Raw genomic sequence first — 23,611 nt, 5'->3', positions numbered from 1 at the left:
AGTGAAAACGGCCCGCAGGCCGTTTTTTAGGCAGGTGAAGTGAGAAGAATCAGGCGAGCGTACCCGCACCACGGCAATTGGGGGAAGCCAGTACCGTATCCTGTAAACCATCCCACTCTTTTTGTGTGTAGGTATGCAGTGCCAGCGCATGCACTCCTCCGGCAAACTCTGCCGTCAGCTCGCTATAGATGGAGCGATGGCGAGCCAGGAAACGCTGGCCGGTAAAGCGGTCACTGACGATCACCACTTTGAAGTGACTTTCAGAACCAGCAGGCACGTTATGACGGTAGCTCTCATCATGCACTTCGAGGTGTGCAGGTTCGAACGCCTTACGCAGCTTTTCTTCTATTTCTTCGCGAATCATTGGTAACACTCCTCTACGGCGAGCGCTGTGCCTCATCTGTTTAAATATTAGTAGGTTTTTCGCCATTTCCGCAGGGAAGCAGGAAAAAATAATACCGGGTGTGCATCTTAACCATACTGTCACCCAGGTCAACGCCGGTTTATCTCCATCCATCTGAAAAAACCCTTTACAATCAATTTCCACTGGCATAGGGCTTTTTTCACACTCACGCAATGCTATGATGACCGCAGTTTTGCAAACCAACCCATATACCGCTAATGAGAATGAGTATGTTGAAAAAACTGTTATTTCCTCTGCTGGCTGCCTTAATTTTGGCCGGCTGTGCCAGCAATAATACAACGCTGAATATTCAACCAAAAATTCAGCTGCCGCAGCAGGACCCAAGCCTGATGGGCGTGACTGTCAGTATCAATGGTGCCGATCAGCGTAGCGACCAGGCGTTGGCTAAAGTCAACCGCGATGGTCAGTTGGTCACCCTGACGCCGTCGCGTGATATGCGTTTCCTGTTACAGGAAGTGCTGGAGAAACAGATGACCGCACGAGGCTATATGGTTGGCCCGAACGGTGCGGTTGATCTGCAAATCGTAGTCAATGGCCTGTATGCCGATGTTACCCAGGGTAACGTGCGTTACAGCATTACCACTAAAGCGGATATTTCTATTATTGCTACCGCAAAAAATGGTAACAAGCAGGTCAAAAACTACCGCCAGACCTATAGTGTAGAAGGCGCCTTCACTGCAACGAATGACAAAATTACTAACGCGGTTAACTCTACGTTAAGTGACGTAATCTCTGATATGGCGCAAGATACGAGCGTCCACAATTTCATTAAACAGAACGCCCGCTAATTCCGTCGCTCTTCGCCCGGTCATTGCTGGCCGGGTTTCACTTCAGGTTCGTTATGACTTCTCACTATCTGCGCATTTTTACCCAACGTAATGCTGCCGTTTTGCTGTTACTGGGCTTCGCCTCCGGACTTCCGCTGGCGTTAACCGCTGGCACGTTGCAGGCGTGGATGACCGTTGAGAACATCGACCTGAAAACCATTGGTTTCTTCTCCCTTGTTGGCCAGGCCTACGTCTTTAAGTTTCTGTGGTCACCCATGATGGACCGATATACGCCGCCGTTCCTCGGTCGGCGTCGCGGCTGGTTGCTGGTCACGCAGTTGTTGTTGATCGGCGGCATCGTGGCAATGGGCTTTATGCAGCCCGCCCGGGATTTAACGCTGCTGGCCGCAGTAGCAGTGCTGGTTGCGTTCTGTTCTGCCTCGCAAGATATTGTGTTTGATGCTTGGAAAACCGACATCTTACCGCCCGAAGAACGCGGCAGCGGTGCAGCCATTACCGTTTTAGGTTACCGCCTCGCGATGCTGATCTCCGGCGGTCTTGCGTTGTGGCTGGCCGATCGTTATCTCGGTTGGCAGGCCACTTACTGGTTGATGGCCATACTGATGTTGCCAGGTCTGATTGCGACCTTGTTGGCTAAAGAACCTGAAGTTCCGGCTAATGAGCCACGTAATTTGCGCCAGGCCGTCTCGTTGCCGCTGAAAGATTTCTTCCAGCGCAATAATGCCTGGCTACTGATTACGCTCATCATCCTTTATAAGCTGGGTGATGCTTTTGCCGCCTCACTCACCACGACCTTTCTGATCCGTGGCGTTGGCTTTAATCCGGGCGATGTTGGCCTGGTCAATAAAACGCTTGGCCTGCTGGCAACCATCATTGGTGCTTTGTATGGCGGTGTGCTGATGCAACGCCTGAGTCTGTTCCGGGCGCTGATGATCTTTGGCCTGTTGCAGGCGGTATCGAATTTTGCGTACTGGCTACTGGCGGTAACACCACCTCATTTATGGAGCATGGCAGGGGCGGTATTTATTGAGAACCTGTGCGGCGGCATGGGGACAGCCGCCTTTGTCGCGCTGCTGATGACACTGTGCAACAAATCATTCTCTGCGACACAGTTTGCCCTGCTTTCCGCACTTTCCGCTGTGGGTCGAGTGTATGTCGGGCCAGCCGCAGGCTGGTTAGTGGAACTCTGGGGATGGCCAACATTCTATGCCTTTACCGTCGTTGCAGGTTTGCCTGGTCTGCTGCTGTTGTGGGTGTGCCGTAACACGCTGAATGCAATCCAGCAAAGCGGCGAATTTCTCCCCCGTAGCCAGTGGCAACAAGGGTATCGCTGGACGGTGCGTTTGTTTAGCCTTGGCTGCGCCATGCTGGCGGTCTGGCTGCTGGCGTTGGCGCTGAGCGCCGCAGGATTCTGGCAACCCGGTAATCTACTGGCTCACCTGTTTGAAGTGGGAATGGGCCTGGCGTTGATCGCGGTGGCATTCGGGGTGACTCTTGATTGCCTCGCATTGCGAAAACACCCTCAGGTAAAAACCCATCAGGCTTAGCCGCTATATTCTTGTCGTCGAATTAATTGACTAAAAAATATCAGCGACTAAATTTTATCGGATAGCATTTTTTTACAACGTAAAAAAGAAACATTAAATTAACAATTGCCGTGAATATTAAAAACCGGTGAGCAATTATTTTGTAGATTTATTATCGCAGAAATGATGCAAAATTGTTAAATAAATGGGTATTAAAAGTACGGTTTATGCTTTCCCTGATTTTACTGCGGTTTCTATCATTTGATTTTGTTATAATAATGCCAACTGCTTGTCTGCGTTAATAATTTGTCACCCTGCGCAACATCTGTGACACCCTTAGCAAAAGGTGTCAACAGCCTTCTGACACATCCTTAAGCTGGTTTACACTGCATAAACCTTCCCGTAAAATGCGCGCACACTTAAACGACAATAGAGCCCTTTGTCATTGAGGTCGTTAAATGAGACTCAGGAAATACAATAAAAGTTTGGGGATTTTGTCATTAATTGCAGGCGCTGTATTACTCAGTGGCTGCGATAGTGCGTTGTTAAATCCCAAAGGACAGATTGCACTGGAGCAACGTTCGTTGATTCTGACAGCTTTTGGCTTGATGTTGATCGTCGTAATCCCGGCAGTCTTTATGGCGGTGTTTTTTGCCTGGAAATATCGGGCAACCAATACCAATGCGAAGTATAGCCCCAACTGGTCACACTCTAACAAAGTGGAAGCCGTGGTCTGGACCATTCCGATCCTGATCATTCTCTTCCTCGGCGTTCTGACCTGGAAATCAACCCACGCGCTGGAGCCGAGCAAACCGCTGGCCTCTGACGTCAAACCGGTTGAGATCGACGTTGTCGCGCTGGACTGGAAATGGCTGTTTATTTACCCGGAACAGGGTATTGCAACCGTTAACCAGATTGCCTTCCCGGCAAATACTCCGGTCAGCTTCAAGATCACCTCCAACTCCGTCATGAACTCCTTCTTTATTCCTACGCTGGGTAGTCAGATCTACGCGATGGCGGGCATGCAGACCAAACTGCACCTGATCGCCAACGAGCCGGGAATTTTCGACGGTATGTCTGCTAACTTCAGTGGTCGTGGTTTCTCTGGCATGAAGTTCAAAGCCATTGCCACCAAAGACGACGCGGAATTCCAGCAGTGGGTAGCCAAAGTTAAAGCGGCTCCAAACACGCTGACCACCATGGATGATTTCGAGAAACTGGCTGCGCCAAGCGAAAATCACCCGGTGGAATATTTCTCTACGGCCAACCCTGAACTGTTCAAACAAGTTATTGATAAGTTCAAGATGAGCCACGGGAAGATGGACATGCCAGAGCACGAAGGCATGGACATGAGTCACGCCGCTTCCGCGGGAGCCGAGGAATAATACGATGTTCGGAAAATTAACACTGGATGCAGTGCCGTACCATGAGCCGATTATCATGGTCACGGTTGCCGGTATCATCATAGGTGGTCTGGCTATCATTGCCGCCATCACCTACTTTGGTAAATGGCAATATCTCTGGTCTGAATGGCTGACGTCAATCGACCACAAAAAACTGGGTATCATGTACATCATCATGGCATTCGTCATGCTGCTGCGTGGCTTTGCTGATGCAGTCATGATGCGTACCCAACAGGTGATGGCTTCCGCCGGGGAAGCAGGCATACTACCACCGCACCACTACGACCAGATCTTCACCGCCCACGGCGTGATTATGATCTTCTTCGTGGCGATGCCTTTCGTGGTAGGTCTGATGAACGTTGCGGTTCCGCTGCAAATTGGTGCACGCGACGTTGCCTTCCCGTTCCTGAACAACCTGAGCTTCTGGTTCACTGCGATCGGTGTGATCCTGGTTAACCTGTCTCTGGGTGTGGGCGAGTTTGCGCAGACTGGCTGGCTGGCCTATCCGCCGCTTTCGGGTGCGGAGTACAGTCCTGGCGTAGGGGTCGATTACTGGATCTGGAGTCTCCAGCTATCCGGTATCGGGACCACGCTGACCGGTATCAACTTCTTCGTGACCATTCTGAAGATGCGTGCGCCGGGCATGGACCTGTTCAAAATGCCGGTTTTCACCTGGGCTGCTCTGTGTACTAACGTCCTGATCATCGCTGCGTTCCCGGTTCTGACCGTAACGCTGGCGCTGTTGACCCTCGACCGTTACCTCGACTTCCATTTCTTCACTAACGAAATGGGCGGTAACATGATGATGTACGTCAACCTGATTTGGGTCTGGGGTCACCCGGAAGTATACATCCTCGTCCTGCCGGTGTTTGGTGTCTTCGCTGAAGTCACTGCCACCTTCTCGAAAAAGCGTCTGTTTGGTTACACCTCTCTGGTGTGGGCGACCATCGCCATTACCGTACTGTCGTTCATCGTTTGGCTGCACCACTTCTTCACCATGGGTGCCGGTGCCAACGTTAACGCCTTCTTCGGTATCATGACGATGATCATCGCGATTCCGACCGGCGTGAAAATCTTCAACTGGCTGTTCACCATGTATCAGGGTCGTATCGAGTTCCACTCAGCAATGCTGTGGACCATCGGCTTCCTGGTAACCTTCTCTATTGGTGGTATGACGGGTGTTCTGCTGGCGGTACCGGGTGCAGACTTCGTTCTGCATAACAGCCTGTTCCTGATCGCGCACTTCCACAACGTAATCATCGGTGGTGTGGTGTTCGGTTGTATGGCTGGTGTGACTTACTGGTTCCCGAAAGCCTTCGGCTTTACCCTGAACGAAACCTGGGGCAAACGCGCCTTCTGGTTCTGGATCATCGGCTTCTTCGTAGCGTTTATGCCGCTGTATGCGCTGGGCTTCATGGGTATGACCCGTCGTGTTAGCCAGGACATCGACCCGCAGTTCCACTCACTGCTGGTGGTTGCGGCTTGCGGTGCTGCGCTGATTGCCTGTGGCATCCTGTGTCAGCTGATCATGTTCTACGTTTCTGTGCGTGACCGCGACCAGAACCGTGATCTGACCGGTGACCCGTGGGGTGGTCGTACGCTGGAGTGGGCAACCTCTTCACCGCCGCCGTTCTACAACTTTGCTGTAATCCCGCACGTTCACGAGCGCGATGCTTTCTGGGAAATGAAAGAGAAAGGCGAAGCGTATCAGCAGCCGGCTAAATATGAAGAAATTCATATGCCGAAAAACAGTGGTGCTGCCATTGTTATCGCTGCCTTCGGTACGATTTTCGGCTTCGCGGCTATCTGGCACATCTGGTGGCTGGTGGTTGTTTCCTTCCTGGGCATGATCATCTCCTGGATTGTGAAGAGCTTCGATGAAGACGTGGATTACTACGTACCGGTTGCGGAAATCGAGCAGATCGAGAAGAAGCACTTTGACGAAATCAGCAAAGCAGGTCTGAAATAATGTCAACTCAAACTGTGACGACACACCACCACGACGCCCATGCGGAGCATGGGCATCACGATGCAGGAGCCAATAAGATCTTTGGCTTCTGGATCTACCTGATGAGTGACTGCATTATCTTCGCAACGCTGTTTGCGACCTATGCAGTTATGGTCAACAACACTGCCGGTGGCCCGGCAGGTAAAGACATCTTCGAACTGCCGTTTGTACTGGTAGAAACCGCGCTGCTGCTGCTCAGCTCCATTACCTATGGTATGGCAGTGATCGCGATGAACAACCAGAACAAGGGCGCGGTCATCAGCTGGTTAGCGTTGACCTTCCTGTTCGGTGCCGGATTTATCGGGATGGAAATCTATGAATTCCATCACCTGATCATGGAAGGCTTCGGTCCAAACCGTAGCGGCTTCCTGTCCGGATTCTTTACGCTGGTTGGGACGCACGGTCTGCATGTGACCTCTGGTTTGATCTGGATGGCAGTGCTGATGTTCCAGATCTCCAAGCGTGGTCTGAGTGCCACTAACCGCACCCGTATCATGTGCCTGAGCCTGTTCTGGCACTTCCTGGATGTGGTGTGGATCTGCGTATTTACCATTGTTTACCTGATGGGGGCCATGTAATGAGTCATTCAGCAACCGAACATGGTGCATCACACGGTAGCGTGAAGTCCTACATGATCGGCTTCATCCTGTCGATCATCCTGACGGCGATCCCGTTCTGGATGGTGATGGATGGCGGCGCCTCTAAAGGCACCATTCTGGCTGTCGTTCTGGTGTGTGCGGTGGTTCAGGTGCTGGTGCACCTGGTCTACTTCCTTCACCTTGATAGCAAATCTGAGGGTGGCTGGAACATGGTGGCCATTGTCTTTGCGGCCGTCATTATTTTGATTGTCGTAGTAGGCTCACTGTGGATTATGTGGAACCTCAACTACAACATGATGGTCCACTAAGAGTCGCCCATGATGATTAAGCAATACCTGCAAGTAACAAAACCAGGAATTATTTTCGGCAATTTAATTTCTGTGATCGGTGGATTCCTGCTGGCTTCGAAAGGCAGCATTGATTACACCTTGTTCGTCATCTCACTGGTGGGTGTATCGCTGGTTGTCGCATCAGGTTGTGTTTTCAACAACGTGATTGACCGCGATATCGATATCAAGATGGAGAGAACGCGGAATCGAGTGCTGGTTAAAGGCCTTATCTCGGCGAAAGTGAGCCTGGTTTATGCAACCGCATTAGGTATTGCTGGCTTTGCGTTGCTTTATTTCGGTGCTAACCCGCTGGCCATGTGGCTGGCGGTGCTGGGCTTCGTAGTCTACGTCGGCATTTACAGCCTCTATATGAAGCGTAATTCGGTCTACGGTACGCTGATTGGTAGCCTCTCTGGCGCAATGCCGCCAGTGATTGGTTACTGCGCGGTGACTAACGAGTTTGATGCTGGCGCGCTGATTTTGCTGGCGATCTTTAGCCTGTGGCAGATGCCGCACTCCTATGCGATTGCCATCTTCCGCTTTAAAGATTACCAGGCAGCGAACATCCCGGTTCTGCCGGTGGTGAAAGGTATATCCGTGGCGAAAAACCATATTACGCTGTATATCCTGGCGTTTATGATTGCCACGCTGATGCTGTCGCTGGGCGGCTACGCTGGCTACAAATATCTGGTCGTTGCTGCGGCAGTGAGTGTCTGGTGGCTCGGGATGGCGCTTTCAGGTTACAAAACCTCAAACGATAAAGTTTGGGCACGTAAACTGTTTGTCTTCTCCATTGTTGCTGTCACTGCTTTGAGCGTAATGATGTCGGTGGATTTTATGACCCCAGCGTCAAAAGATCTGCTGACTTACGTCTGGTAATTTAGCTCCGCAAATCCATGAAAGGGCGCGATTTTCGCGCCCTTTCTTTTTGTTACCATCGCTTAAAAACAATTGTTTTACCCGCCCTGCCCTGCTCCCTAGAATAAGTGCAGCAAATTAACAGAGGTTGCAATGAAAGATAATAAAATGACTCCGGTAGAGCTGCGTGCTACATGGGGTTTGGGTACGGTTTTTTCCCTGCGTATGCTGGGAATGTTTATGGTGCTGCCGGTGCTCACCACCTATGGCATGGCGCTACAGGGTGCCAGTGAAACATTAATTGGCCTGGCGATAGGTATCTATGGCCTGGCACAGGCGATCTTCCAGATTCCCTTTGGTTTACTCTCGGACCGTATCGGTCGTAAACCGCTGATTGTCGGTGGCCTGCTGCTGTTTGTTTTAGGTAGCGTAATTGCGGCTACCACCACCTCTATCTGGGGTGTCATTCTTGGTCGTGCCTTACAAGGCTCCGGCGCTATCGCCGCCGCAGTGATGGCCTTATTGTCCGATTTAACCCGTGAGCAGAACCGTACCAAAGCAATGGCTTTTATCGGCATCAGCTTCGGGGTCACTTTCGCTATTGCGATGGTTCTCGGTCCAATTGTCACCCATGCACTCGGCCTGCATGCATTGTTCTGGATGATTGCGATTCTGGCAAGCTGTGGCATTGTGATTACGCTGCTGGTGGTGCCCAATGCCCCAAACCATGTGCTGAACCGTGAGTCCGGCATGGTGAAAGGCAGCATCCGCGCGGTACTGACCAATTCACGCCTGGTGAAACTGAATATTGGTATCCTGTGTCTGCACATCCTGCTGATGTCGAGCTTCGTGGCGCTCCCCGGCCAGTTTGAACAAGCTGGATTCCCGGCCTCCGAGCACTGGAAAGTGTATCTGGTGACCATGCTGGTTTCCTTTGTCAGCGTCATCCCGTTCATTATTTATGCCGAAGTCAAACGCCGCATGAAACGGGTGTTTGTCAGTTGTGTCGGATTGATTGTGGTGGCGGAAATCGTACTGTGGGGAGCAGGCAGCCACTTCTGGACGCTGGTGATTGGCGTGCAGCTGTTCTTCCTGGCCTTCAACCTGATGGAAGCGATTCTGCCGTCCTTAATCAGTAAAGAATCTCCGCCGGGTTATAAAGGCACGGCGATGGGCATCTACTCCACCAGCCAATTCCTCGGCGTCGCCATTGGCGGCAGCATGGGCGGTTGGGTATTTGGTCATTTTGATGCACAAACGGTATTTCTGGTGGGTGCGGTGGTCGCGGCGATTTGGCTGTTTATCAGCATGTCGATGCAGGAACCACCTTATGTCAGCAGCCTGCGTATTGTCCTGAGCGATGCGGTGCTGGCAGTTCCCAATCTGGAGAAACGTCTGAAAGCCCAGCCCGGTGTTGCGTCGGTGTTTATCGTGCCGGAAGAGAAAAGCGCCTACATCAAGATAGACAGTAAAGTGACGAGCCGCGTTGAACTGGAAGCGCTGCTCGCCAGCAGTTAAAACCAAGCCCGGCCATTGCGCCGGGCTTTTATTTACAGCGACATATCAACAACAATACGGCCTTCAATTTTACCGGCATGCATGCGGGCAAAGATATCGTTGATGTTGACCAACGGCTCCACCGCTACATTGGCTTTCACTTTGTGACGACCAGCGAAGTCGAGCGCCTCCTGCAAATCCTTACGGGTGCCGACAATTGAACCGCGCACCGTAATACCGTCCAACACCATGTCAAAAATCGACAGGTCAAATTTGCCCGGCGGCAGGCCATTCAGCACCATCGTACCGCCACGACGCATGGTTCCCAACGCTTGCTCAAAGGCTTTCGGTGAAACCGCTGTCACCAGCACACCGTGCGCGCCGCCGAAGCTTTCGTGGAAGAATTTCGCCGGATCGACATTTTTCGCGTTAGCCACCACGCTGGCACCCAGACGTTTAGCAAACTCCAGCTTCTCGTCATCAATATCAACAGCAGCCACGTTAAGCCCCATCGCTACCGCGTACTGAACAGCCATATGTCCCAAACCACCGATACCGGAAATCACCACCCAGTCACCTGGCTTGGTATCGGTCATCTTCAGCCCTTTGTACACCGTGACACCGGCACACAAAATCGGTGCGATCTCATGATACTCAATATTATCCGGCAGGATACCGACGTAGTTAGCATCCGCCAGGCAATACTCTGCAAAGCTACCATTGACTGAATAACCGGCATTCTGCTGCGACAGACACAGCGTTTCCCAGCTATCGAGACAATATTCGCAATGACCACAGGCCGAGTAGAGCCAGGGCACACCCACGCGATCGCCAAGTTTGAGATGTTTCACACCTTCGCCCAGCGCCACAACCTGACCAACACCTTCATGGCCGGGAATAAAGGGGGGATTAGGTTTGATCGGCCAGTCACCTTCAGCAGCGTGCAAATCGGTATGGCAAACCCCGGTGGCGGCAATTTTTACCAAAACCTGACCCGGCCCGACCGAAGGCACCGGTACTTCTTCAATCACCAAAGGCTCACCGAACGATTTCACAACTGCCGCTTTCATCGTGGTTTTGATCTTCATGTTCATCAATTCACTCTCCAAAAGGGTCTGTTAAGGGGTTAAAAGAGCCCCAGTGGTGCGATGTCGTAGCTAACCAGCAGGTTTTTCGTTTGTTGGTAGGCGTTAAGCGCCATTTTATGCGTTTCGCGCCCTACTCCGGATTGTTTATAGCCGCCAAAAGCAGCGTGTGCCGGGTAGATGTGGTAGCAGTTGGTCCAGACGCGACCGGCTTTAATACTACGCCCCATGCGATAAGCCAGATTCGTGTTTCGTGTCCAGACACCGGCCCCAAGGCCAAATTGTGTCTGGTTGGCAATCTCCAGCGCTTCGGCCTCATCTTTAAAGGTGGTGACACCGATAACTGGCCCAAAAATCTCTTCCTGGAAACAGCGCATCTGGTTATCGCCTTTAATCAGCGTCGGCTGAATATAGAAGCCATTATCGAACGCTGGCGCAATGCTGGCGCGCTCACCGCCGGTCAGGATTTGACCTCCCTCCTGCCGCGCAATGTCGATATAAGAGAGGATTTTATCAAACTGCTGACGCGAAGCCTGGGCACCGATCATAGTTTCGGTATCCAGCGGATCTCCACGGCGAATAGTGGCAATCTTAGCCATCACCCGCTCCATAAACGGGGCATAGATCGATTCATGGATCAGCGCGCGTGACGGGCAGGTACAAACTTCGCCCTGATTGAAGAAGCCCAACACCAGACCTTCCACCGCTTTTTCAATAAACTCTGGCTCACCGTCCATCACATCAGCAAAATAGATGTTGGGAGATTTACCGCCCAGTTCGACGGTACAGGGAATAATATTCTCCGCCGCGCACGCCATAATATGACGTCCCACCGGGGTCGAACCGGTAAAGGCGATTTTGGCAATACGTTTACTGGTCGCCAGCGCTTCACCCGCTTCACGGCCAAAACCCTGTACCACGTTAAGCACCCCCGCCGGGAACAGATCGCCGATTAATTCCAGCAGCAGAGTGATACCCAGCGGCGTCTGCTCGGCGGGTTTCAGAACCACACAGTTACCCGCAGCCAGCGCCGGAGCCAATTTCCAGGCCGCCATCAATAACGGGAAGTTCCACGGGATAATCTGCCCCACCACGCCCAACGGCTCGTGGAAGTGGTAGGCGACGGTGTTTTCATCGATCTCTGCCGTACTACCTTCCTGCGCGCGCAGGCAGCCCGCGAAGTAACGGAAGTGGTCAACCGCCAATGGCAGATCCGCATTCAGCGTTTCACGGATCGGCTTACCGTTGTCCCAGCTCTCGGCTACGGCCAACATTTCCAGATTGGCTTCGATACGATCCGCCACCTGTAACAGCAGATTGGCACGGTGTTGCACACTGGTTTTTCCCCAGGCGTCAGCGGCCTGATGAGCAGCATCCAGTGCTAAGTCGATATCACGCGCGTCCGATCGAGGGAACTGCGCAATGTCGCTGCCATCAACTGGCGAGGTGTTAGTAAAGTACTGGCCGCTGAGCGGCTCTGTGAATTTGCCCGCAATGTAGTTGCCGTAAGTCGCTTTGAAAGAAACCAAAGCGCCGGGCGTGCCGGGATGTGCATAACGCATCGCAAACTCCTTAATGTAGGGTCAGATGTTCTGGAGCTGGCAGCGGCAACCTGAGGGTCGCCAGGTTGAACAGCCCGCTGCCAGCATGACTATTGCAGCGCGCGTGCCAGTTTTTTTCAGCTTGCGATGGATTAAAAAATAGTGATACTCAACATAGAGTTACATAAAAAATAACCGTAATAACTTAATGGAATGGTGCGGTAAAAATCACCATCTGTGTTGCATATCGCAACACCACAAAAACCAAATAGCTACAATGTCGCAACACTTTGCCAGGGCATGAGGTTACCAATGCAGGGAAATTCATCCGCCGCGATCAACGCTACTCCGCTTCTTAGCGATTCCTGGTTTCGTAGCCAGCTATATGGACTTGATCGCACCGCTGATGACTTTCCCCGGGTACGTCAGGGTGAACTGGCGGATTTGCTCGCCAGCAACAGCGGATTGCAGCAGTTTGCCCAGCCGGTGATCAACCAACTGGCGCAAAAGATGGCGGAGAAGCAATCGGTGGTGATCCTCTCGGATGCCAGCGGCATGGTGCTACATACCTTTGGCGATATGCAGTCGATGGAGAGAGCGCAGCGCTACGCATTGGCACCCGGCAATTTATGGAGCGAGTGTGGCCGTGGCACCAACGCCATTGGCACCGCGCTGGCAATTGACGATGGCTGCGAGATAGACGGACAGCAACATTTTCTCACGCGTAATCAGGGGTTGTACTGCGCAGCCATGCCGCTCCAGATGCCCAACGGTCAGATTGCCGGGGTGCTGGATATCTCGGGTCCGGCGCATTTCCCGCATCCACAAACCTTCAGTTGGGTGAAAGCCGCAGCCAAACAAATTGAGTATCTGTGGGTTAAGCAGAGCCTGCACCCGCAGCAGTGGCTGATGAGCCTGCATGCGCAACCACAGGGTATCGATACCAGCGACGAGTTGCTGTTGGTGTTCTCCGACAATGTGCTGATGGCAGCGAATCGCCTCGCAATGCGCGAACTGGCTCTCAGCGCGGAGCAACTCGGTTCCCTGACGTTCCAGCAACTGTTCCCCCACCAGGAGCAGGCCGCCAACACCATCCCGGTGCCGTTAAATTACTGCGCGCAAACCTTTTATTTCCGCCTGCGCGCACCCCACCGTACTCACTTCGCCACACCCGCCGCCAGCCATACGGAGCTGCCCTTCTCGTTACGACGTGATGGCGAGAAAATGGTACGTCTGCTGAACGCTGGCGTTTCATTGTGTATTCATGGTGAAACCGGCAGCGGAAAAGAGTTTGTCAGCCGTGCGTTGCATCAACAAAGCCGTTGGCGGGAAGGCAAATTTGTCGCCATCAATTGCGCCGCCATCCCGGAATCACTGATTGAATCCGAGTTATTTGGCTATCAGCCTGGTGCCTTTACCGGTGCGGGTAAAAACGGCTATATCGGTAAAATCCGTGAAGCCGACGGTGGCGTGTTGTTCCTGGATGAAATTGGCGATATGCCGCTGGCGTTGCAAACCCGCCTGCTGCGCGTGTTGCAGGAAAAAGAAGTGTCACCCCTGGGTTCCAGCCGCAGTTGGCCAGTCAACTTTGCGGTAATTTGCGCCACGCATCGCGATCTGGCGCAACGCGTGGCTGAAGGCGAGTTCCGCGAGGATTTACTTTACCGCTTACAGGAATTTTCCATGACCATCCCGCCGCTGCGCGAGTGGCCAGATTTAGCGGGCTTTATTCAGCGTTTGTGGCTGGAGTTGGGAGGTGGCGATCGCGATATTCAGTTGTCGCCCTCGTTGCTGACCTCGTTGGCTCAGCTCCCGTGGCCAGGCAATGTGCGTCAGTTGCGCAGCCTGTTGCGCGTATTGCTGGCGCTGGCGGATGAAGGGGAAGAAGTAAGCGAAGTGCATTTGCCCGCCGAATACCGTCGTGCCGCCGCTCCGGTGGTAGTCGAGAATTTGCAAAGTCATGATGAACGGCTGATTGCCGAAACGCTGCAACGCTTTAATGGCAATATCAGTAAAACTGCGCAGGCATTGGGTATCGCGCGCAGCACGCTGTATCGCCGTGCCGCACGCGACAAAGGCGATTAATCGCGGAAGTTTTTGAACTGGAATGGCTGACCGAGATTGCCGCCACGCACCAGCGCCATCGCGCCTTGCAAATCGTCACGCGATTTACCGGTGACGCGCAGTTCATCACCCTGAATCTGCGTCTGAACTTTCAGCTTGCTGTCTTTGATCAGCTTCACCAGTTTCTTCGCCACGTCGCTTTCGATGCCTTTTTTCAGTTTGGCTTCGACGCTCCAGCTTTTACCGCTGTGCTCGATCTCTTCCGGGACTTCAATTGCTGCCCCTTCAATTCCGCGCTTCAGCAGCTTTTCTCTTAAAATATCCACCAGCTGCTTGACCTGAAAATCAGACTCCGTGGTGATTTTGATGGTCTCATTCTTTTCGTTCAGCTCAATGCTGGCGCTGACGTTACGGAAATCAAAACGGGTAGACAGTTCACGGCTCGCATTTTCCACCGCATTACGGACTTCCTGTAGTTCGACTTCGGAAACGATATCGAAAGATGGCATCTTGTCTTCTCCTGACGCTAAAGTGACATGCATAATACGCGTCTTGTCGCGCTAATAAAACACGATACACCGAAAGCTATACTGATAGTGTGTAGTGAAAACGATAACCCGTCAGCGGGAGGCACAATGAAAATTACCGTGTTGGGTTGCGGCGCCCTGGGTCAGGTTTGGCTCGCCGCCCTCGCACGCCAGGGACATGATGTTCAGGGCTGGCTGCGCGTACCGCAGCCCTATTGTTCGGTCAATGTGATCGATCCTGAAGGCAACGTCAGCAACCACACTTTTATTGCCAACGATCCGCTGTTTCTGGCGGAGAGCCAATTGTTGTTGGTGACGCTAAAAGCCCCACAGGTTTCTCCCGCCGTGAAGAATCTGCAAAGCGTATTACCGGCACATGCGCCGATTCTGTTGTTACACAATGGGATGGGCACCCTGGAAGAGCTGAAAGATGTCCAGCAGCCTCTGCTGCGCGGGATTACGACGCACGCGGCGATGCGTGATGGCACGGTGATTAAACATGTGGCGCAGGGCATCACCCATATTGGCCCGGCCAGTCGCGAGAGTGAAGCGATGAGTGATATCGCGGATATCCTGCATCAAGCCTTGCCCGATGTTGCCTGGCATAACAATATCGCCTCTGCCTGCTGGCGTAAGCTGGCGGTCAACTGCGTGATCAACCCGATGACCGTCGAGCATGATTGCCAGAACGGTGCGCTGCGTGCCTGGCCTGAGCAAATCGCCAAACTGTGCGAGGAGATTGCCTGGGTGATGGAGCGCGAAGGCCAACACATTGCCGTCGATAATCTGCGTGACATCATCTATGACGTCATCGACACCACGGCAGCCAACGTCTCATCGATGTTGCAGGATGTTCGGGCGCAGCGCCAAACCGAAATTGATTACATCACCGGTTACCTGCTGCGCCGCGCACGCGCGCAGGGCATTGCATTGCCGGAGAACACCCGTTTGTATGATTTGATTAAACGCAAGGAGTCCCAATATGAGCACGAACGCATCGGTTCTGGTTTGCCTGGCACATGGCAGTGAAGAGACCGAAGCGGTCACCACCATCGATTTGTTGGTGCGTGGCGGTTTGCAGGTCACTACCGCCAGTGTCGAAAGCGATGGCAGCCGGGAGATCGTCTGCTCGCGTGGCGTGCGCCTGCTGGCTGATGCGCCGCTGGTTGAAGTGGCAGATAACGATTATGCCGCCATTGTGTTGCCCGGCGGTCTGAAAGGCGCACAAACCTTCCGCGACAGTCCTTTGCTGGTGGAAACCGTGCGCCAGTTTCATCTTTCTGGTCGCATTGTCGCGGCGATTTGCGCCGCACCCGGTACGGTCCTGGTGCCGCACGATCTGTTCCCGGTCGGGAACATGACCGGTTTTCCCGGCCTGAAAGAAACCATCCCGGAAGCGAAATGGATGGAACGCCGTGTCGTGTGGGATCCCCGCGTCAATCTGCTGACCAGCCAGGGGCCGGGCACTTCGATGGATTTTGCGCTGAAACTGATTGATCTGCTGGTGAACAAAGAAAAAGCACGCGAAGTGGCATCGCAACTGGTGCTGGCGGCAGGAATCTATAACTACCAGGAATTCGAAGAACGCTGAAAAACGTAGCGGCGCGATTCATCGCGCGCCCTGCCTTTTAACATGCGCGATAAATCGCGCCGCTACGGAGGTGTATCGACCGTTACGGGCGATACACCTTCACATTGGTAAAACCCTGCTCATGCAGGTACAGCGCCTGCAAACGGCTCATCACGCCGCGGTCGCAATACAACAGCCAGGTTTTGCTCTGGTCGAGATCGCCAAATTGGGTGCTGAGTTTGTAGAACGGCAGCGATTTTACCTCAACCCCTTCCAGCGCCAGTGGCGTGTCATCCTGCTCATCAATCGAGCGAATGTCCAGTACCACATCATTGGCAGTGAACGACGCAACCGTCTCAACTTCCACGACTTCTTCTTCAGTTTTCTCGGCGATTTCACGGATATCAACGTTGCTGGCTTCCTGCACCACGCGATCCAGAATAGCAAAATCGAAATTCGTCTCTTCCGCTTCGATCTTCGCCTTCACCGCTTTCACCGTCGGGCTTTTCGAGATCACGCCGCAATATTCCGGCATAGTGCGGGCAAAATCTTCCGTACCAATCTCACGCGCCAGCTTGATGATGTGCTCTTTGTCATGGGAAATCAGCGGACGCAGAATCAGCGTGTCGGAGGCGTTATCGATTAAACGCAGATTGGTCAGCGTCTGGCTGGAAACCTGGCCCAGCGCTTCACCGGTCACCAACGCCTGTACGCCGTAACGCTCGGCGACCATCGACGCCGCGCGCACCATCATACGCTTCAGCACCACACCCATCTGGCCGTCATCCACTTTTTCGAGGATCTCGCCCACCACCGGTTCAAAATTGATGGCGACGAAACGCACACGATGCGAACGACCAAAACGATTCCACAAATAATGCGCTACCTGGCGTACGCCGATTTCATGCGCGGCACCGCCAAGATTGAAGAAACAGTAATGCACGCGGCAGCCACGGCGCATCAACATATAACTGGAGACACCGGAGTCAAAACCGCCGGAAATCAGTGACAGCACATCTTCCTGGGTACCAATCGGAAAGCCGCCCAGTCCTTCATAACGTCCGGTGATCAGCAGCAGGCGATCGTTTTCAATCTCAAGGTTGACCGTCTCATCCGGATTATTCAGTTGCACGCGAGCGCTTTCGATATGCTGGTTCAGACCGCCGCCTACGTAGCGTTCCACGTCCTGCGAGCTGAACTCATGCTTGCCGCGACGCTTCACGCGCACGCAAAAGCTTTTACCTTCGAGACGTTCACGATACAGCGCCAGCGTCTGTTCGAAGATGTTATGCATATCGGTGTATTCATGATCTTCCACCGCCAGTACGTGATGGATACCCGGAATACGCGTCAGTTCGGCAATCACCGCTGCGCGCAACGTTTCCTTCTTCGCCCGGACCACAATGTGGTCCCAGTGACGCACAACCGCGATCTCATCATCCAGAGTGCGCAGAATGTTACGAATGTTTCCGGTCAGAATCTTGATAAAGCGCAGTCGCACCGACTGACTCTTGATGGTGATTTCGGGGAAGAGCTTGATAATAAACTTCATGGCGACACAGCTTCGTTGGGCAAATAAGTGCTAAAAGCATCGGCACTTAGCTGGTAAAATCATATAATTGCGGGCTAAGCAGGAGCGTCCGCATCCGAGGCGCGAGAGTATATCACCTTTGTCTGGTGACTTCTTCTGCAACCGCAGTCACATTCATTATTTTGCTAATTAATCCTCGTCAGATACCATGACCGACTGCAAGATGATGTCCCAACCTGTGAGTCGACACTGATTATGCCGAAAAAAGCCGAAGCGCCCGCCAGTTTTGAAAGCGCTCTACAGCAACTGGAACAGATCGTCAGCCGCCTGGAAAGTGGTGAGCTGCCGCTGGAAGAGGCGCTAAAAGAATTTGAACGCGGTGTTCAGTTGGCACGTAGCGGCCAGCAAACCCTGCAACAGGCGGAACAGCGCGTGCAGATTTTGCTGAGCGATGATAAAGACGCCGCGCTCACCCCTTTTACGCCGGAAGATAATTGATGGATTTCGCCAAACTGCTAAGCGCCTATCACGAAAGGGTAAACCTCGCGCTGACGCGCTTGTTAGATCCACTTCCTTTTCAGAGTTCTCCTCTGGTGAATGCCATGCAATATGGGGCACTATTAGGCGGTAAGCGTCTGCGCCCTTTTCTGGTTTACGCTACGGGTGAAATGTTAAAGGCCGATCCGGCCAGCCTGGATGCGCCCGCTGCGGCGGTAGAATGTATCCACGCGTACTCTTTGATTCATGACGATCTGCCTGCGATGGACGACGATGCATTGCGTCGTGGGCAGCCAACCTGCCATATCAAATATGGTGAAGACACGGCGATTCTCGCAGGCGATGCCCTGCAAACGCTGGCGTTTTCGATTTTGGCCGACCAGCCGATGCCTGGCGTAAGTGCAGAAGCCCGTATTACCATGATCTCCGAACTGGCGCAGGCCAGTGGTGTCGCAGGTATGTGCGGCGGCCAGGCACTAGACCTCGCCGCCGAGGGTAAAAGCATCGACCTCGCGCAACTGGAACAGATTCACCGTCATAAAACCGGTGCATTGATCCGTGTTGCCGTACGACTTGGTGCGTTGGCGGCGGGTGAGCAAGGCCGTGCCGCCCTGCCCGTTCTGGATGTCTATGCCAATGCCATTGGTTTGGCGTTTCAGGTGCAGGATGACATCCTGGATGTGGTCGGCGACACCGCGATATTGGGCAAAACTCAGGGGGCCGATCAGGCACTGGGCAAAAGCACATATCCGGCGCTGATGGGGCTGGATAATGCCCGTCAAAAAGCCTGGGATCTCTATCAGGAGGCACTGGGCGCGTTGGATATTCTGGCCGCGCAATCCTTTAACACCACAGCATTACAAGCGTTGGCTAGCTTCATAATTGAACGCGATAAATAACTTTCATAATGAGTCTCTGATGAGTTTTGATATTGCAAAATACCCGACACTGGCGCTGGCAAGCACGGTACAGGAATTACGTTTACTGCCAAAAGAGAAGCTTCCGGCACTCTGTGACGAGCTGCGTCAGTATCTGCTGGACAGCGTCAGCCGCTCCAGTGGTCACTTCGCTTCGGGTCTGGGCGTCGTCGAGCTAACAGTGGCGCTGCATTATGTTTACAACACCCCGTTTGACCATCTGGTGTGGGATGTTGGCCATCAGGCCTACCCGCATAAAATTCTGACCGGTCGCCGCGATCGCATCGGCACCATCCGTCAGAAAAATGGTCTGCATCCCTTCCCGTGGCGTGAAGAGAGCGAATACGACGTACTGAGCGTCGGTCACTCGTCAACCTCCATCAGCGCCGCCCTCGGTATGGCCGTCGCCGCCGAGCGTGAAGGTAAAGGGCGTCGTACTGCGGCCATCATTGGTGATGGTGCCATCACGGCGGGCATGGCATTTGAAGCCATGAACCACGCGGGCGATATCAAACCGGATATGCTGGTGATCCTCAACGACAACGAGATGTCGATCTCCGAGAACGTGGGTGCGCTGAACAATCGTCTGGCGCAGATCCTCTCCGGTAAAACCTATTCACGCCTGCGCGAAGGCGGCAAACGGGTGCTGGACAACCTGCCGCCGATCAAAGAGCTGGTCAAACGCACTGAAGAACATCTGAAAGGCATGGTGGTACCGGGTACGCTGTTTGAAGAACTCGGTTTTAACTACATCGGCCCGGTGGATGGTCACGATGTCCTCGCGTTGGTCAGTACGCTGAAGAACATGCGTAGCCTGAAAGGCCCGCAGTTCCTGCATATCATGACCAAAAAAGGCAAAGGCTATGCGCCGGCTGAAGAAGATCCCATCACCTGGCATGCCGTACCGAAATTCGATCCGGCCAGCGGTTCGCTGCCGAAAAGCGCAGGTGGTCTGCCGAGCTACTCCAAAGTATTTGGTAACTGGTTGAGCGAAATCGCGGCTGATGACGCACGCCTGATGGCCATCACTCCGGCGATGCGCGAAGGATCCGGCATGGTGAGTTTTTCCCGTGACTATCCGCAGCAATATTTCGACGTGGCGATCGCTGAACAGCACGCGGTAACCTTCGCGGCAGGGATGGCGATTGGCGGCTACAAACCGATTGTGGCGATCTACTCCACCTTCCTGCAACGCGCATACGATCAGGTGATCCACGATGTGGCGATCCAGAAGCTGCCAGTGTTGTTTGCTATCGATCGTGGCGGCATTGTCGGTGCCGACGGACAAACCCATCAGGGTGCGTTCGATCTGGCTTATCTGCGCTGTATCCCTGGCATGGTGATCATGACGCCAAGCGACGAGAACGAATGCCGCCTGATGTTGTACACCGGTTACCACTATCAGGATGGCCCAAGTGCCGTGCGTTACCCGCGCGGTACCGGCACCGGGGCAGCGCTGGAACCCCTGGCGAGCCTGCCGTTGGGCAAGGGCGTGATAAAACGTCAGGGCGAGAAGCTGGCGATTCTCAACTTCGGTACCTTGCTGCCGGAAGCCACTGCGGCCGCCGAAGCGTTGAATGCCACCCTGGTGGATATGCGTTTTGTCAAACCGCTGGATGAGGCGTTGATCACGGAACTGGCGGGCAGCCACGACGCCCTGATCACCCTGGAAGAAGGGGCTATCATGGGCGGAGCAGGTAGCGGCGTGAACGAATTTGTGATGGCAAAACGCCTGCGTATACCGGTGCTGAACCTCGGTCTGCCTGATGAGTTCATCCCGCAGGGTACCCAGGAAGAAGTGCGCCATGACTACCAACTGGATGCCACCGGTATTCAGCAACAAATCACCTGCTGGCTGGCCCAGTAATCCCCTGCTCGCTCGCCGCCCGGCGAGCGAGCCTGCTGCTATGCTTAAGGGATTTCCCTGATGCGAGAGCAGACCTCCCAATGAAAAAAATTCCTTTAGGTAAGACTGAATTACAGGTTTCCCGTCTCTGCCTGGGCTGTATGACCTATGGCGATCCGCTGCGCGGCAATCACGCCTGGACGTTACCGGAAGAGAGCAGCCGCCCGTTAATCAAGCAAGCGCTGGAAGCAGGCATCAACTTTTTTGATACCGCCAACTCCTATTCCGACGGCAGCAGCGAAGAGATTGTCGGGCGCGCCCTGAAAGATTTTGCTCGCCGCGACGAAGTCGTGGTCGCCACCAAGGTCTATTTCCCATTAAGTAATCTGACCCAGGGGCTGTCGCGCAACAATATCCTGCAATCAATTGATGACAGCCTGACACGGCTGGGCATGGATCATGTTGACCTGCTCCAGATTCACCGCTGGGATTACGACACGCCGATTGAGGAGACGCTGGAAGCGCTGCACGACGTGGTACAGGCCGGTAAAGCGCGTTATATCGGCGCATCCTCAATGCATGCGGCGCAATTTGAGCAGGCGCTTCAGCTCCAGACTCGCGAAGGATGGGCGCGCTTTGTCAGCATGCAGGATCAGTACAACCTGATTCAACGGGAAGAAGAGAACGCCATGCATCCGCTGTGTCTGCGCGAAGGCATCGCCGTCCTGCCCTGGAGTCCATTGGCTCGCGGTAAGCTGACGCGCCCGTGGGGTGAAGCCACCGCCCGCTCCGTGTCAGATGAGGTGATGGCTAAACTTTACCGCGACACCGAAGAGAACGATGCAGCTATCGCGGAACGTATCGCCACCCTGGCAGCGGATAAAGGCGTCACGCGTGCACAGATTGCGCTGGCCTGGTTGCTGCATAAGCCGGTGGTGACGGCACCCATTATCGGGGCATCACGCGCAGAGCAGTTTGCTGAGCTGGTCAAAGCGGTGGACGTGGAGTTGAGTACAACGGATATTGCCGAGCTGGAGACGGTGTATCAACCGCACCCAGTTGTGGGTTTTGAGTAAAATTTTCATCCGTCGCGGCGCGATAAATCGCGCCGCGACGGGATAGGCATCAGATCATCACATGCCCTAACACGTACAAAATCACCGCAGAGATCACCCCGGCGATAATATCATCGACCATAATCCCCATGCCGCCATGCACGTTCTGATCGAACCAGCGAATCGGCCAGGGTTTCCACATATCAAAAATGCGGAAAATGACAAAACCCGCCAGGACCCATTTCCAGCTCATCAGCGGAATCGCCATCAGGGTGATCCACATACCGATAAACTCGTCCCAGACAATGCTGCCGTGATCGTGGACACCCATGTCTTTGGCCGTGCGATGGCACAGATAGACGCCGACGCTGATACCGATCAGCACCACCAGCGAATAGATCTGCAATGGCAAAAAGGTCATCAACCACCAGAACGGGATCGCCGCCAGCGATCCCGCGGTACCCGGTACGATCGGACTTAACCCACTACCAAAGCCGGTCGCCAGCAGATGCCACGGATTGGACATACGCAGGCGGCTCTTTGCCACATCTTTATTTAACGTCAAAGTGATCAAATCCTTTGTGATTGAAGCTCAGCGGCTTGCCATTTTCCAGCAACGTGAGTCCATCGGCTTCCGGTGCTATCTGACCAATGCAGGTATAAGGCACGCCGAGATGACCGAGCGCCACGTCCAGCGCACCACGGTTCACTTCCGGCACCGTGAAGCACAGCTCGTAGTCTTCCCCTCCTGCCAGCGCCCAGCGTTGCACCTGGTCTGCGTCGAAATGGTCGCGCAGTGCTGCCGACAGCGGCAGTGCATCGACATTCAAGCGCGCGCCGACACGGCTGGCCTGCAAAATATGGCCGAGGTCGGAGAGCAATCCATCCGACACATCGATCGCTGACGTGGCCAGGCTACGCAGCGCCTGCCCCTGCAAGACGCGCGGCATCGGGCGTAAATGACGTTTGATCAGCGTTTCGTGCACCGCCGGGTCCGACAGACGGTAACGATGCTGCAACAACGCCAGACCGGCAGCACTGTCACCCAGCGTGCCGGTGACGAAAATCCAGTCACCCGGCTTCGCACCGGAGCGTTTTAGTGCACGCCCTACCGGAACTAAACCGTGGATGCCCAACGTCATGCTCAGTGGGCCGCGCGTAGTATCGCCGCCAATCAGCTGCATATCGTAGTAATCCAGCAGCTCAAACAGGCTGTCACTGAAGGCCGCCAGCCAGCTCTCGTTCACTTCCGGCAGCGTCAGCGCCAGCGTTAGCCATGCCGGATCGGCGCCCATAGCAGCCAGATCGCTCAGGTTGACCGCAACCGCTTTATAACCGAGATCGGCTGGATGGATATCACGCAGGAAATGCACGCCTTCTACCAGCGTATCGGTGCTGATAGCAAGCGTCTGTTTTTCTGGCACGTTAAGCAATGCGCAGTCGTCACCAATTCCCTTCTCGACATCGCGGCGGGAGCTGGTGACGCGGTTAAAATAACGTGCGATCAGTTCGAATTCACCACAGGGCATAGTCAGGTCTCAATGA

22 protein-coding genes are annotated in these 23,611 nt (G+C 53.9%); 15 read left to right on the top strand and 7 right to left on the bottom strand.

Annotated features, from left to right (window positions below; translation table 11 throughout):
• Nucleotides 1-49 precede the first annotated feature (49 nt).
• A complete protein-coding gene (bolA, locus tag CTZ24_RS04840) occupies nucleotides 50-364 on the bottom strand; it encodes a transcriptional regulator BolA (protein ID WP_013508132.1) in 315 nt (104 codons plus the stop codon).
• Between the two features lie 269 nt (nucleotides 365-633).
• On the opposite strand from bolA, the gene CTZ24_RS04835 reads away from it, so the two are divergent.
• The 8 genes from CTZ24_RS04835 (at nucleotide 634) to CTZ24_RS04800 (ending at nucleotide 9,453) form a co-directional block, all read left to right on the top strand.
• Complete coding sequence (locus tag CTZ24_RS04835) at nucleotides 634-1,212, top strand: lipoprotein (RefSeq protein ID WP_021185842.1); 579 nt, start codon at nucleotides 634-636, stop codon at nucleotides 1,210-1,212.
• Nucleotides 1,213-1,265: 53 nt separating this feature from the next.
• Nucleotides 1,266-2,759 carry a muropeptide MFS transporter AmpG gene (gene ampG / locus CTZ24_RS04830; RefSeq protein WP_208724958.1) on the top strand — a complete coding sequence of 498 codons (1,494 nt, stop codon included), beginning with the start codon at nucleotides 1,266-1,268 and terminating at the stop codon, nucleotides 2,757-2,759.
• Nucleotides 2,760-3,196: 437 nt separating this feature from the next.
• Nucleotides 3,197-4,123 (top strand): cytochrome o ubiquinol oxidase subunit II, encoded by a 927-nt coding sequence (gene cyoA, locus CTZ24_RS04825; RefSeq protein WP_208724957.1) that lies wholly within the window; start codon nucleotides 3,197-3,199, stop codon nucleotides 4,121-4,123.
• Nucleotides 4,124-4,127: 4 nt separating this feature from the next.
• The gene (cyoB, locus tag CTZ24_RS04820) at nucleotides 4,128-6,110 is read left to right on the top strand and encodes a cytochrome o ubiquinol oxidase subunit I (protein WP_021185845.1); all 1,983 of its coding nucleotides are present in this window, start codon (nucleotides 4,128-4,130) and stop codon (nucleotides 6,108-6,110) included.
• Nucleotides 6,110-6,727, top strand: a complete 618-nt coding sequence (locus CTZ24_RS04815; protein ID WP_013508127.1) for a cytochrome o ubiquinol oxidase subunit III — start codon at nucleotides 6,110-6,112, stop codon at nucleotides 6,725-6,727. The genes cyoB and CTZ24_RS04815 overlap by 1 nt, the downstream gene beginning before the upstream one ends.
• The gene (locus tag CTZ24_RS04810) at nucleotides 6,727-7,056 is read left to right on the top strand and encodes a cytochrome o ubiquinol oxidase subunit IV (protein ID WP_036627544.1); all 330 of its coding nucleotides are present in this window, start codon (nucleotides 6,727-6,729) and stop codon (nucleotides 7,054-7,056) included. Before CTZ24_RS04815 ends, CTZ24_RS04810 begins: the two co-directional genes overlap by 1 nt.
• Before the next feature lie 12 nt (nucleotides 7,057-7,068).
• On the top strand, nucleotides 7,069-7,956 hold the full coding sequence (cyoE, locus tag CTZ24_RS04805; protein ID WP_036627589.1) for a heme o synthase: 888 nt from the start codon (nucleotides 7,069-7,071) through the stop codon (nucleotides 7,954-7,956).
• Nucleotides 7,957-8,088: 132 nt separating this feature from the next.
• Complete coding sequence (locus CTZ24_RS04800) at nucleotides 8,089-9,453, top strand: MFS transporter (protein ID WP_021185848.1); 1,365 nt, start codon at nucleotides 8,089-8,091, stop codon at nucleotides 9,451-9,453.
• 32 nt (nucleotides 9,454-9,485) lie between these two features.
• Here CTZ24_RS04800 and adhP read toward each other — a convergent pair whose 3' ends face one another.
• The gene (gene adhP / locus CTZ24_RS04795) at nucleotides 9,486-10,526 is read right to left on the bottom strand and encodes an alcohol dehydrogenase AdhP (RefSeq protein WP_437180271.1); all 1,041 of its coding nucleotides are present in this window, start codon (nucleotides 10,524-10,526) and stop codon (nucleotides 9,486-9,488) included.
• Nucleotides 10,527-10,558: 32 nt separating this feature from the next.
• Nucleotides 10,559-12,079, bottom strand: a complete 1,521-nt coding sequence (gene exaC / locus CTZ24_RS04790; RefSeq protein ID WP_021185850.1) for an acetaldehyde dehydrogenase ExaC — start codon at nucleotides 12,077-12,079, stop codon at nucleotides 10,559-10,561.
• 291 nt (nucleotides 12,080-12,370) lie between these two features.
• Between exaC and CTZ24_RS04785 the strand changes: the two genes are divergently transcribed.
• A complete protein-coding gene (locus tag CTZ24_RS04785; protein ID WP_208724956.1) occupies nucleotides 12,371-14,143 on the top strand; it encodes a sigma-54-dependent Fis family transcriptional regulator in 1,773 nt (590 codons plus the stop codon).
• Here CTZ24_RS04785 and CTZ24_RS04780 read toward each other — a convergent pair.
• Nucleotides 14,140-14,631, bottom strand: a complete 492-nt coding sequence (locus tag CTZ24_RS04780; protein ID WP_021185853.1) for a YajQ family cyclic di-GMP-binding protein — start codon at nucleotides 14,629-14,631, stop codon at nucleotides 14,140-14,142. The two genes, CTZ24_RS04785 and CTZ24_RS04780, sit on opposite strands and share 4 nt — an antisense overlap.
• A gap of 126 nt (nucleotides 14,632-14,757) precedes the next feature.
• On the opposite strand from CTZ24_RS04780, the gene panE reads away from it, so the two are divergent.
• Nucleotides 14,758-15,678, top strand: coding sequence for a 2-dehydropantoate 2-reductase (gene panE, locus CTZ24_RS04775; protein ID WP_021185854.1), 921 nt, complete (start codon nucleotides 14,758-14,760; stop codon nucleotides 15,676-15,678).
• Entirely contained in the window at nucleotides 15,632-16,240 is a 609-nt protein-coding gene (gene yajL, locus CTZ24_RS04770) for a protein deglycase YajL (protein WP_208724955.1), read from the top strand. Before panE ends, yajL begins: the two co-directional genes overlap by 47 nt.
• A gap of 82 nt (nucleotides 16,241-16,322) precedes the next feature.
• Here the strand turns inward: yajL and thiI are convergent, their stop codons facing one another.
• Complete coding sequence (thiI, locus tag CTZ24_RS04765) at nucleotides 16,323-17,771, bottom strand: tRNA uracil 4-sulfurtransferase ThiI (RefSeq protein WP_208724954.1); 1,449 nt, start codon at nucleotides 17,769-17,771, stop codon at nucleotides 16,323-16,325.
• Between the two features lie 234 nt (nucleotides 17,772-18,005).
• On the opposite strand from thiI, the gene xseB reads away from it, so the two are divergent.
• From xseB to CTZ24_RS04745, 4 genes are all read left to right on the top strand, one after another.
• Complete coding sequence (gene xseB / locus CTZ24_RS04760) at nucleotides 18,006-18,248, top strand: exodeoxyribonuclease VII small subunit (RefSeq protein ID WP_013508116.1); 243 nt, start codon at nucleotides 18,006-18,008, stop codon at nucleotides 18,246-18,248.
• A complete protein-coding gene (ispA, locus tag CTZ24_RS04755; protein ID WP_021185857.1) occupies nucleotides 18,248-19,147 on the top strand; it encodes a (2E,6E)-farnesyl diphosphate synthase in 900 nt (299 codons plus the stop codon). The genes xseB and ispA overlap by 1 nt, the downstream gene beginning before the upstream one ends.
• Nucleotides 19,148-19,166: 19 nt before the next feature.
• The gene (gene dxs, locus CTZ24_RS04750; RefSeq protein ID WP_208724953.1) at nucleotides 19,167-21,032 is read left to right on the top strand and encodes a 1-deoxy-D-xylulose-5-phosphate synthase; all 1,866 of its coding nucleotides are present in this window, start codon (nucleotides 19,167-19,169) and stop codon (nucleotides 21,030-21,032) included.
• Between the two features lie 80 nt (nucleotides 21,033-21,112).
• Complete coding sequence (locus CTZ24_RS04745) at nucleotides 21,113-22,087, top strand: aldo/keto reductase (protein WP_208724952.1); 975 nt, start codon at nucleotides 21,113-21,115, stop codon at nucleotides 22,085-22,087.
• Between the two features lie 49 nt (nucleotides 22,088-22,136).
• Here the strand turns inward: CTZ24_RS04745 and pgpA are convergent, their stop codons facing one another.
• Complete coding sequence (gene pgpA, locus CTZ24_RS04740) at nucleotides 22,137-22,631, bottom strand: phosphatidylglycerophosphatase A (RefSeq protein ID WP_208724951.1); 495 nt, start codon at nucleotides 22,629-22,631, stop codon at nucleotides 22,137-22,139.
• Complete coding sequence (thiL, locus tag CTZ24_RS04735) at nucleotides 22,618-23,595, bottom strand: thiamine-phosphate kinase (protein WP_021185861.1); 978 nt, start codon at nucleotides 23,593-23,595, stop codon at nucleotides 22,618-22,620. Before thiL ends, pgpA begins: the two co-directional genes overlap by 14 nt.
• Nucleotides 23,596-23,611: the final 16 nt, after the last annotated feature.

It is taken from the genome of Pantoea phytobeneficialis (assembly GCF_009728735.1).
In the GTDB taxonomy this organism is placed as follows: domain Bacteria; phylum Pseudomonadota; class Gammaproteobacteria; order Enterobacterales; family Enterobacteriaceae; genus Pantoea; species Pantoea phytobeneficialis.
This window is presented reverse-complemented; position numbering and strand designations above follow the sequence as displayed.

Bases quoted from the DNA above. Each gene is read 5' to 3' on its own strand.
- bolA (WP_013508132.1), bottom strand. From the start codon at position 364: ATGATTCGCGAAGAAATAGAAGAAAAGCTGCGTAAGGCGTTCGAACCT.
- CTZ24_RS04835 (WP_021185842.1), top strand. From the start codon at position 634: ATGTTGAAAAAACTGTTATTTCCTCTGCTGGCTGCCTTAATTTTGGCC.
- ampG (WP_208724958.1), top strand. From the start codon at position 1,266: ATGACTTCTCACTATCTGCGCATTTTTACCCAACGTAATGCTGCCGTT.
- cyoA (WP_208724957.1), top strand. From the start codon at position 3,197: ATGAGACTCAGGAAATACAATAAAAGTTTGGGGATTTTGTCATTAATT.
- cyoB (WP_021185845.1), top strand. From the start codon at position 4,128: ATGTTCGGAAAATTAACACTGGATGCAGTGCCGTACCATGAGCCGATT.
- CTZ24_RS04815 (WP_013508127.1), top strand. From the start codon at position 6,110: ATGTCAACTCAAACTGTGACGACACACCACCACGACGCCCATGCGGAG.
- CTZ24_RS04810 (WP_036627544.1), top strand. From the start codon at position 6,727: ATGAGTCATTCAGCAACCGAACATGGTGCATCACACGGTAGCGTGAAG.
- cyoE (WP_036627589.1), top strand. From the start codon at position 7,069: ATGATTAAGCAATACCTGCAAGTAACAAAACCAGGAATTATTTTCGGC.
- CTZ24_RS04800 (WP_021185848.1), top strand. From the start codon at position 8,089: ATGAAAGATAATAAAATGACTCCGGTAGAGCTGCGTGCTACATGGGGT.
- adhP (WP_437180271.1), bottom strand. From the start codon at position 10,526: ATGAACATGAAGATCAAAACCACGATGAAAGCGGCAGTTGTGAAATCG.
- exaC (WP_021185850.1), bottom strand. From the start codon at position 12,079: ATGCGTTATGCACATCCCGGCACGCCCGGCGCTTTGGTTTCTTTCAAA.
- CTZ24_RS04785 (WP_208724956.1), top strand. From the start codon at position 12,371: ATGCAGGGAAATTCATCCGCCGCGATCAACGCTACTCCGCTTCTTAGC.
- CTZ24_RS04780 (WP_021185853.1), bottom strand. From the start codon at position 14,631: ATGCCATCTTTCGATATCGTTTCCGAAGTCGAACTACAGGAAGTCCGT.
- panE (WP_021185854.1), top strand. From the start codon at position 14,758: ATGAAAATTACCGTGTTGGGTTGCGGCGCCCTGGGTCAGGTTTGGCTC.
- yajL (WP_208724955.1), top strand. From the start codon at position 15,632: ATGAGCACGAACGCATCGGTTCTGGTTTGCCTGGCACATGGCAGTGAA.
- thiI (WP_208724954.1), bottom strand. From the start codon at position 17,771: ATGAAGTTTATTATCAAGCTCTTCCCCGAAATCACCATCAAGAGTCAG.
- xseB (WP_013508116.1), top strand. From the start codon at position 18,006: ATGCCGAAAAAAGCCGAAGCGCCCGCCAGTTTTGAAAGCGCTCTACAG.
- ispA (WP_021185857.1), top strand. From the start codon at position 18,248: ATGGATTTCGCCAAACTGCTAAGCGCCTATCACGAAAGGGTAAACCTC.
- dxs (WP_208724953.1), top strand. From the start codon at position 19,167: ATGAGTTTTGATATTGCAAAATACCCGACACTGGCGCTGGCAAGCACG.
- CTZ24_RS04745 (WP_208724952.1), top strand. From the start codon at position 21,113: ATGAAAAAAATTCCTTTAGGTAAGACTGAATTACAGGTTTCCCGTCTC.
- thiL (WP_021185861.1), bottom strand. From the start codon at position 23,595: ATGCCCTGTGGTGAATTCGAACTGATCGCACGTTATTTTAACCGCGTC.